This is a genomic window from Curtobacterium sp. MMLR14_010 (assembly GCF_001865015.1).
Lineage (GTDB): Bacteria > Actinomycetota > Actinomycetes > Actinomycetales > Microbacteriaceae > Curtobacterium.
In genome coordinates this window covers 136,563-143,163 of sequence record NZ_MJGV01000019.1, presented here as the reverse complement: position 1 = coordinate 143,163, position 6,601 = coordinate 136,563, and the positions used below count along the sequence as shown (strand labels likewise).

The following is a 6,601-nucleotide window of genomic DNA, read 5'->3' as shown; positions in this document are numbered from 1 at the left end:
CGGACTGCCCGGGCGGGCGGAGCGGCTGGGGCTCTCCCGATGGCGGACTGTACAGGCGGCGTAGCGTCCGGGGCATGACGAAGCAGTGGGTGGCGCCCAGCGCCGGTGGCAGCGAGGTCCTGACGTTCGTGGACGTGGACGTCCCGGAGCCGAGGGCGGGCGAGGTCACGATCGAGGTCCGGGCCGCCGGCATGAACCCCGCCGACACGAAGCACACCCGCGCGGGCGACCCGTCGGCGTACCCGATGGCGATCGGCTACGAGGTCGCCGGGGTCCTCAGCGCACTCGGCCCCGACACCACCATCGCGTCCGGCGGGGGAGCGGTCGGCGACGAGGTCCTGGCGTTCCGGATCGCCGGCGGCTGGACGTCCTCGATCACCGTGCCGGCGGCCGACGTCTTCGCCAAGCCGGCGTCCCTCGACGACGCCCAGGCGGCGAACCTGCTGCTGGCCGGCACGACCGCAGCCGACGTCATCCGCGTCACCCGAGCCTCCGGGCGGGACACGGTCCTGGTCCACGGCGCCTCCGGCGCGGTCGGCGTCAGCCTGCTGCAGCAGCTGCGCCTGCTCGGGACGCGTGTCATCGGCACGGCCTCCGAGAGCGGTGCCGACACCGTGCGCCGGTACGGGGGCGAGTGGGTCGCCTACGGCGACGGCCTGGAGGCCCGGGTCCGTGACCTCGCACCGCACGGTGTCGACGTGGCCGTCGACTGCGTCGGGACCGACGAGGCGGTCGACGTCTCGCTGGCGCTCGTCGCAGACCGCGGTCGCATCGTCACGATCGCCGCCCAGGCACGTGCCACGGCCGACGGCTTCGCTGCCGTCGGCGGGGCGCAGCCGGAGAGCAAGGCGTTCCGCGACTCGGTGCGCCAGCGACTCATCGACCTGGCAGCGGCCGGGCAGCTCGAGGTGCCGGTGGCGCGGACGTTCCCGCTGGCGGAGGCACGAGCGGCCGCCGAGCTGCTGGAGTCGGGACACCCGGGCGGCAAGCTCGCGTTGCTCCCCTGACGGGGGCCACACGGTCATCCCTGCTTCTGATTGACTCTCACGAGTACCAGCCGACCAACAGGGAGAACCCGTGAGCGACCAGTACCCACCGCAGAACCCGTACGGGCAGCAGCCAGGAGGGCCCCAGTACGGCGGTCCACCGCAGGGCGGGCAGCCGCCGTACGGACAGCCGCCGTACGGGCAGCCGACCGGCGGCCCCGGTGGCGAGCCGCCGCTGTGGGCACCGTGGTACGGCATCTCGTTCCCCAAGGCGCTCGGGCGCTTCTTCAAGAAGTACGTCGTCTTCCACGGTCGTGCCAGCCGGAGCGAGTTCTGGTGGGTCGTCCTGTGGAGCGTCATCATCTCGATCGTCATCAGCCTGATCGGTGGGGCGCTCGACGGCGCTGCCGACACCCCGCAGGACCAGTTCGGCACCGGCACGATCGAGAACACGCTGTCCGGGCTCTGGGGCCTGGCGACGCTGCTGCCGAGCATCGCGATCCAGATCCGACGCCTGCACGACGCGAACTTCAGCGGGTGGCTCTGGCTGCTCGTCTTCATCCCGGTGCTCGGGTGGATCGCCCTCATCGTGCTCAGCGCGATGCAGTCGAACCCGGCCGGGCAGCGCTTCGACCGCCCGGAGGCGACCCGATGAGCAACGACGGCACGCCGCAGTGGAGCCAGCCGCAGGGCCAGGGCCAGGACCAGAGCCAGGGCCAGTCCTGGCAGCAGCCGGGGCAGTACGCGCAGCAGGCCGGCGGTTCGCCGCAGTACGGTGCACCCGCGCCGAGCGGACCCGGTGGCGAGCCGCCGCTGTGGGCACCGTGGTACCGCATCTCGTTCCCGAAGGCCGTCGGTCGCTTCTTCAAGAAGTACGCCCGGTTCGACGGCCGCGCCAGTCGCAGTGAGTACTGGTGGTGGGTGCTCGCGAACGGCATCGTCTTCGTCGTCCTCTACGCCGTGCTCTTCGCGTTCATCGTCGCCACCGGCGACACGACCACGACCAGCTCGGCGACCGGCGTGCAGGCATCCACCAACTCCACCTCGCCGCTCATCGCGATCCCAGGAGTCCTGTTCATCCTCTGGGGGCTCGCCACGCTCATCCCGGGCCTGGCGCTCTCCTGGCGTCGTCTGCACGACGCGAACTTCGCCGGGCCGTTCTGGTTCCTCGTCTTCGTCCCCGTCGGCGGCATCGTGGTCTTCGTCATGACGCTGCTCGAGTCGAAGCCCGAGGGGCAGCGGTTCGACCAGCCCGAGCGCGGCTGACCCGACACCGGCACCGACACCGATACGACGAAGCCGCCGTTCCCTCGAGGGGGAGCGGCGGCTTCGTCGTGGAGCGGGCGGCCGTCGTGCTGACGCAGCGCCCGCGTGTGCTCAGACGGCGCGGACGCGGACCAGGGAGCCGTCGACGACGAGGTCACGCACGGTGAGCGACTGGTCGGCGACCTGGAAGCGCAGCGCGCCGCCGGGCTGGTCGAACCACGGCTGCACGAAGCGGACCGTGACCAGGAACGGGCGGTCGACCACGTAGCGGTGGACCTCCGGCGCCTGGACGACGTGCGGCGGGAGCGACCGCGCGGGCAGCGGGGTGTCGAGCGGGTGGAGCAGGTAGCCGTCCGGGCCGCCGATGCGGTCGACGGGGACACCGGCGGGGATCTGGATCGTCAGGCCCGGCTCGCCGGCCTGGCCGACCTGCTGCGCGAGTTGCGGGTACGTCGACGCCGCACGGTCGCGGAGGCCGTCGAGCTCGTGCCGGGGCAGGTCGCGCGGCGCCGGGAACGGTCGGTTCAGGAACCGTCGGAGCATCTCGACGGCGTCGTCCTCGCCGCGGGCCGTCGCGAGCCGACGCGCGGTGCCGTAGTCGACGACCTCGAGCGCGAAGGTGTCCGCCCCGTCGGCCGGGACCAGGCGGAGGGCGCCCTCGACGGGCGGCTCGTGCAGGGTCTCGCCGGGGAGCTGCACGTAGCGGATCGTGTAGCCGAGCTGGTCGAGGATGGGGCGGGTGTCCGCGAACGTCATGAGCGGGAGCCTAGTGGGCCGACCTCTGCCGGTGCTGGTCGCACGGGGCCTACGCCCGACCCCGCATGACCGCCTGCTTGACCTCGGCGATGGCCTTCGTCACCTGGATGCCACGCGGGCAGGCGTCGGTGCAGTTGAAGGTCGTGCGGCAGCGCCAGACGCCCTCCTTGTCGTTGAGGATGTCGAGGCGGACGTCGGCGGCGTCGTCGCGGGAGTCGAAGATGAACCGGTGCGCGTTCACGATCGCCGCCGGGCCGAAGTACTGGCCGTCGGTCCAGAACACCGGGCAGGACGACGTGCACGCGGCGCAGAGGATGCACTTGGTGGTGTCGTCGAAGCGCGCGCGCTCGGCGACTGACTGCACACGCTCCTTGCCGGGCTCCGGCGCCTTCGAGGCCTGCAGGAACGGCTGGACGTCGCGGAACGACTTGAAGAAGGGCTCCATGTCGACGACGAGGTCCTTCTCCAGCGGCAGGCCCTTGATGGCCTCGACGTAGATCGGCTTCGAGACGTCGAGGTCCTTGATCAGGGTCTTGCACGCCAGACGGTTGCGGCCGTTGATGCGCATCGCGTCGGAGCCGCACACGCCGTGCGCGCAGGAGCGACGGAAGGTCAGCGAGCCGTCCTGCTCCCACTTGATCTGGTGCAGGGCGTCGAGGATGCGGTCGGTCGGCAGCATCATGACGTCGAAGTCCTGCCAGCGCGGCTCGTCGTCGACGTCCGGGTCGAACCGCCGGACGATCACGGTGACCGGGAAGGACCCGGGAGGAGCGGTGGCCGCGTCGGTGCGGGGGGCGTCGGAGACCAGGGTGTCGGTCATCAGTACTTCCTCTCCATCGGCTCGTAGCGCGTCATGACGACGGGCTTCCAGTCGAGCGTGATGTGGTCGTCGGCGAGGGACGAGTGCGGGTCGCCCGTCAGGTAGGCCATGGTGTGCTTCATGTAGTTCTCGTCGTCGCGCTTGGGGAAGTCGTCGCGCATGTGGCCGCCGCGCGACTCCTTGCGGTTCCGGGCGGAGTAGACGACGACCTCGGCGAGGTCGAGCAGGAACCCGAGCTCGACGGCTTCGAGCAGCTCGGTGTTGAAGCGCTTGCCCTTGTCCTGCACGGAGACGTGCATGAACCGGTTGCGGAGCGTGTGGATGGTCTCGGTGACGCGCGCCAGGGAGTCGTCGGTGCGGAACACCTGCGCGTTCTTGTCCATCTCCTCCTGCAGCTCCTTGCGGAGTGCTGCGACCCGCTCGGTGCCGGTGGAGGCGCGGAACTGCTCGAGCATGCCGCGGACGTTCGCCGCGGGGTCCTCGGGCAGGGGGAGGAACTCGGCCGTCTGGACCCACTCGGCGGCGTTGTTGCCCGAGCGCTTGCCGAAGACGTTGATGTCGAGGAGCGAGTTCGTGCCGAGGCGGTTCGACCCGTGGACCGAGACGCAGGCGCACTCGCCGGCGGCGTACATGCCGGGCACGACGGTGTCGTTGTCGCTGAGGACCTCGGCGTTCGTGTTCGTCGGGATGCCGCCCATCGCGTAGTGCGCGGTCGGCATCACGGGCACGGGCTCGACGACCGGGTCCACGCCGAGGTAGGTGCGGGCGAACTCGGTGATGTCGGGGAGCTTGGTCTCGAGGACCTCGGCGCCCAGGTGCGTGCAGTCGAGCAGGACGTAGTCCTTGTTCGGCCCGGCGCCGCGGCCCTCGGCCACTTCCTGCACCATGCACCTGGCGACGATGTCACGCGGGGCGAGGTCCTTGATCGTGGGGGCGTAGCGCTCCATGAAGCGCTCACCCGAGGCGTTGCGGAGGATCGCGCCCTCGCCGCGGGCGCCCTCGGTCAGCAGGATGCCGAGGCCCGCGAGCCCGGTCGGGTGGAACTGGAAGAACTCCATGTCCTCGAGCGGCAGGCCCGTGCGCCACACGATGCCGACGCCGTCGCCGGTCAGGGTGTGGGCATTCGACGTGGTCTTGTACATCTTGCCGAAGCCGCCGGTGGCGAAGATCATCGCCTTCGCGTGGAAGACGTGCAGCTCACCGGTCGAGAGCTCGAACGCGACGACGCCGGCCGGCTGCTTGCGGGTGACGCCGTCCTCGCCGACGACGTCGACCATGATGAGGTCGAGCGCGTAGTACTCGTTGAAGAAGTTCACGCCGAGCTTGACGCAGTTCTGGAACAGCGTCTGCAGGATCATGTGGCCGGTGCGGTCGGCGGCGTAGCACGCACGGCGGACCGGGGCCTTGCCGTGGTCGCGGGTGTGGCCACCGAAACGGCGCTGGTCGATCTTGCCCTCTGGCGTGCGGTTGAACGGCAGGCCCATGTTCTCGAGGTCGATGACGGCGTCGATCGCTTCCTTCGCGAGGATCTCGGCGGCGTCCTGGTCGACCAGGTAGTCGCCGCCCTTGATCGTGTCGAAGGTGTGCCACTCCCAGGAGTCCTCTTCGACGTTGGCGAGCGCCGCCGCCATGCCGCCCTGCGCCGCACCCGTGTGGGAGCGGGTCGGGTAGAGCTTCGAGATCACGGCGGTGTTGGCCTTCGGGCCGGCCTCGATCGCGGCGCGCATGCCGGCGCCTCCTGCGCCGATGATGACGATGTCGAACTGGTGGTGGTGGACGGTGATGTCGGGCACAGGGGTCTTTCGATCGAGAGCGGAGCTGGAGCGGGCGATCGCGCGTGCGGCTACTGGGCCGGGCAGAACGACGGCAGGTCCGCAGCGGCGGCGCCGGCGGGGCACGGGTCGAAGGTCCAGCAGACGAGCGTGCCGAGGACGATGAGCAGCACGCACGCGACCAGGATCGCGACGAGCAGCGTCTTCCGGACGGCTGGCTTCGCCACGTAGTCGTTGACGATGGTGCGCATGCCGTTCGAGCCGTGGATCAGCGCGAGCCACAGCATGAGGGTGTCCCACACCTGCCAGAACGGGTTGGCCCACTTGCCGGCCACGAACGCGAAGTCGATCTGCTTGACGCCCTCGCCCGCCACCATGTTGACGAACAGGTGGCCGAAGATCAGCACGACCAGGAGCACGCCGGAGGCGCGCATGTAGATCCAGCCCCACTTCTCCCAGTTGGTGGTGCGGCGGGCGGCCTCGGGACTACGAGGAGGAGCGACGGTCTCGGTGGTCATCGGTGGCCCCTGATCAGTTGAAGTCGGCGACGAGGTTCATGAGCTGGCGCGGCAGGAAGCCCGCGATCGCCACGGCCCAGAGGACGAGGACGATCCAGAACATCGCGCGCTGGTACTTCGGCCCCTTGGACCAGAAGTCGATCAGGATGATCCGCAGCCCGTTGAACGCGTGGAAGACGATGGCCATCACGAGGCCGATCTCGCCGAGGTTCATGATCGGGGTCTTGTACGTCCCGATGACCGCGTTGTAGGCCTCTGGTGACAGACGGACCAGCGCGGTGTCGAGGATGTGCACGAGCAGGAAGAAGTAGATCGCGACGCCGGTGATCCGGTGGAGGACCCACGACCACATGCCGGTGCTGCCGCGGTAGAGCGTCCCCTGGAAGGTCCGCGCGCGCGGCGCATCGATGGTCACCTGCGGTTCAGCTGTCGCTGTACCTGTGGTCTGCTCGGCCATGAGCTCGCCTTCCGTTGGGACAGGCG

8 protein-coding genes are annotated in these 6,601 nt (G+C 70.0%); 3 read left to right on the top strand and 5 right to left on the bottom strand.

Going from position 1 to position 6,601, the window contains the following annotated elements:
- The first annotated feature begins 74 nt into the window (after window positions 1-74).
- The 3 genes from BIU98_RS03705 (at window position 75) to BIU98_RS03695 (ending at window position 2,252) form a co-directional block, all read left to right on the top strand.
- The gene (locus BIU98_RS03705; protein ID WP_071271622.1) at window positions 75-1,007 is read left to right on the top strand and encodes an NADP-dependent oxidoreductase; all 933 of its coding nucleotides are present in this window, start codon (window positions 75-77) and stop codon (window positions 1,005-1,007) included.
- 70 nt (window positions 1,008-1,077) lie between these two features.
- Entirely contained in the window at window positions 1,078-1,641 is a 564-nt protein-coding gene (locus BIU98_RS03700; RefSeq protein ID WP_083392940.1) for a DUF805 domain-containing protein, read from the top strand.
- Window positions 1,638-2,252 (top strand): DUF805 domain-containing protein, encoded by a 615-nt coding sequence (locus BIU98_RS03695; protein ID WP_083392939.1) that lies wholly within the window; start codon window positions 1,638-1,640, stop codon window positions 2,250-2,252. The genes BIU98_RS03700 and BIU98_RS03695 overlap by 4 nt, the downstream gene beginning before the upstream one ends.
- Window positions 2,253-2,363: 111 nt before the next feature.
- Here the strand turns inward: BIU98_RS03695 and BIU98_RS03690 are convergent, their stop codons facing one another.
- From BIU98_RS03690 to sdhC, 5 genes are read right to left on the bottom strand one after another with little or no spacing between them, the layout of a single operon-like run.
- A complete protein-coding gene (locus BIU98_RS03690; protein WP_071271619.1) occupies window positions 2,364-3,008 on the bottom strand; it encodes a TNT domain-containing protein in 645 nt (214 codons plus the stop codon).
- A 49-nt stretch (window positions 3,009-3,057) separates the two neighbouring features.
- On the bottom strand, window positions 3,058-3,828 hold the full coding sequence (locus BIU98_RS03685) for a succinate dehydrogenase iron-sulfur subunit (protein WP_071271616.1): 771 nt from the start codon (window positions 3,826-3,828) through the stop codon (window positions 3,058-3,060).
- A complete protein-coding gene (gene sdhA, locus BIU98_RS03680; protein WP_071271613.1) occupies window positions 3,828-5,621 on the bottom strand; it encodes a succinate dehydrogenase flavoprotein subunit in 1,794 nt (597 codons plus the stop codon). The genes BIU98_RS03685 and sdhA overlap by 1 nt, the downstream gene beginning before the upstream one ends.
- Window positions 5,622-5,671: 50 nt before the next feature.
- Window positions 5,672-6,118 (bottom strand): succinate dehydrogenase, hydrophobic membrane anchor protein, encoded by a 447-nt coding sequence (gene sdhD, locus BIU98_RS03675; protein WP_071271610.1) that lies wholly within the window; start codon window positions 6,116-6,118, stop codon window positions 5,672-5,674.
- A 13-nt stretch (window positions 6,119-6,131) separates the two neighbouring features.
- On the bottom strand, window positions 6,132-6,575 hold the full coding sequence (gene sdhC / locus BIU98_RS03670) for a succinate dehydrogenase, cytochrome b556 subunit (protein WP_083392938.1): 444 nt from the start codon (window positions 6,573-6,575) through the stop codon (window positions 6,132-6,134).
- Window positions 6,576-6,601: the final 26 nt, after the last annotated feature.

Bases quoted from the DNA above. Each gene is read 5' to 3' on its own strand.
- BIU98_RS03690 (WP_071271619.1), bottom strand. From the start codon at position 3,008: ATGACGTTCGCGGACACCCGCCCCATCCTCGACCAGCTCGGCTACACG.
- sdhC (WP_083392938.1), bottom strand. From the start codon at position 6,575: ATGGCCGAGCAGACCACAGGTACAGCGACAGCTGAACCGCAGGTGACC.
- BIU98_RS03685 (WP_071271616.1), bottom strand. From the start codon at position 3,828: ATGACCGACACCCTGGTCTCCGACGCCCCCCGCACCGACGCGGCCACC.
- BIU98_RS03705 (WP_071271622.1), top strand. From the start codon at position 75: ATGACGAAGCAGTGGGTGGCGCCCAGCGCCGGTGGCAGCGAGGTCCTG.
- BIU98_RS03695 (WP_083392939.1), top strand. From the start codon at position 1,638: ATGAGCAACGACGGCACGCCGCAGTGGAGCCAGCCGCAGGGCCAGGGC.
- sdhD (WP_071271610.1), bottom strand. From the start codon at position 6,118: ATGACCACCGAGACCGTCGCTCCTCCTCGTAGTCCCGAGGCCGCCCGC.